The organism is Flavobacterium sp., assembly GCF_013822155.1.
Lineage (GTDB): Bacteria > Bacteroidota > Bacteroidia > Flavobacteriales > Flavobacteriaceae > Flavobacterium.
In genome coordinates this window covers 1-1,170 of record NZ_PNJW01000196.1, presented here as the reverse complement: position 1 = coordinate 1,170, position 1,170 = coordinate 1, and the positions used below count along the sequence as shown (strand labels likewise).

At 33.6% G+C, this 1,170-nt stretch carries 2 protein-coding genes; both read left to right on the top strand.

The annotated features are described in order from the left end of the window. Positions 1-308 (top strand): hypothetical protein (locus tag C0512_RS15895; RefSeq protein ID WP_290863339.1); only part of this gene is annotated, 308 nt, incomplete at its 5' end. A 393-nt stretch (positions 309-701) separates the two neighbouring features. Next, positions 702-1,170: hypothetical protein (locus tag C0512_RS15890; RefSeq protein ID WP_290863337.1), on the top strand; the 469-nt coding region annotated here is incomplete at its 3' end.

Here is a 1,170-nt window from a genome sequence, read left to right as displayed (position 1 = left end):
GGAAACTGTCTGATATCGATTTAGGAATGGAAGCGCCAAAAGGCAAAGAGCAAGCCTTAGAAGACATGAAAAAGAAAATGATTGCCGAAACCGTGTATACTTTCAATGCAGACGGAACGATGACTTTCAAAAACCCAATGGTTCCGGAAACGCCGGCAACTTATACACAGGAAGATTCTAAAATTATTATTACAGACAATAAAACCAAAAAAGCGGAAACCATCAGTGTAGAAGAATTAACGGCTGAAAAACTGGTTTTGTCCAGCGAACAAGGCGGTAGAAAAGCTGTAATGACTTTTTCAAAATAAGTAAAAGGTTTAATTCAATTCAAAACCATCGGCGCAAGTTGGTGGTTTTTTTATTATACAAAGCAGGCAAAAAATAACTTTCATAACCTAAATAATAGTAATTGATGATTAACTTATTTTAGCAATGGATGCCATTTGGATTGTTTCTTAATGACTAATAAAGAAATGCCATAGCGATGAAAGACAAAAAATTAGTTCCGTTTTGACATCCACAAAAAAAAGAGTTTTGGAACTAATTGACACTCTTTAGTCTTATCGCTTAAAACGAATTTCCCGCAATAGTCTGCAAACTTTCATGTAAGGATATCGAATGTTCATTTACCTTATGGTGCTTTTTTTTAATCTTTAGTTTTATGGTCTGTATTATAATACAACATTTAAAACTGAATAAAAATGAAAGCGATTATTATCCATCATCTTCACCAAAAAATTGCAATAGTCTTAATTGCTAGTGCTCTTTTTTTTTCAACAACAATTTTAGGACAGTGTACTAATGGAACGGGAACTGTTTCAGCCTTTACACCCAATTACTCGGGGAATATTGAAACCATTCAAAGTATTAGTGCGGGTCACTTTGCCAAGGTAAATATACTACCCAATAAGTATTATACTTTTGTGTCTTCTCTTCAAAATCAACAATCCAATGGTTATACAGGCTTTATTACCATTACTAATGAAGACGGTTCTTTGGTTTTAGCGAATGGTTATGGGAGTTCACCTCTATTTTGGCAATCCAATTCAGATACAGGTGTTATTCGATATTATATTCACGGTTCTTCTAATTGTACTACTTCAGTGGCACAATATAATTATTCTATTGTAAGTTATAATTCTCTTTGTTCCGCGCCAACAAATTTGACTA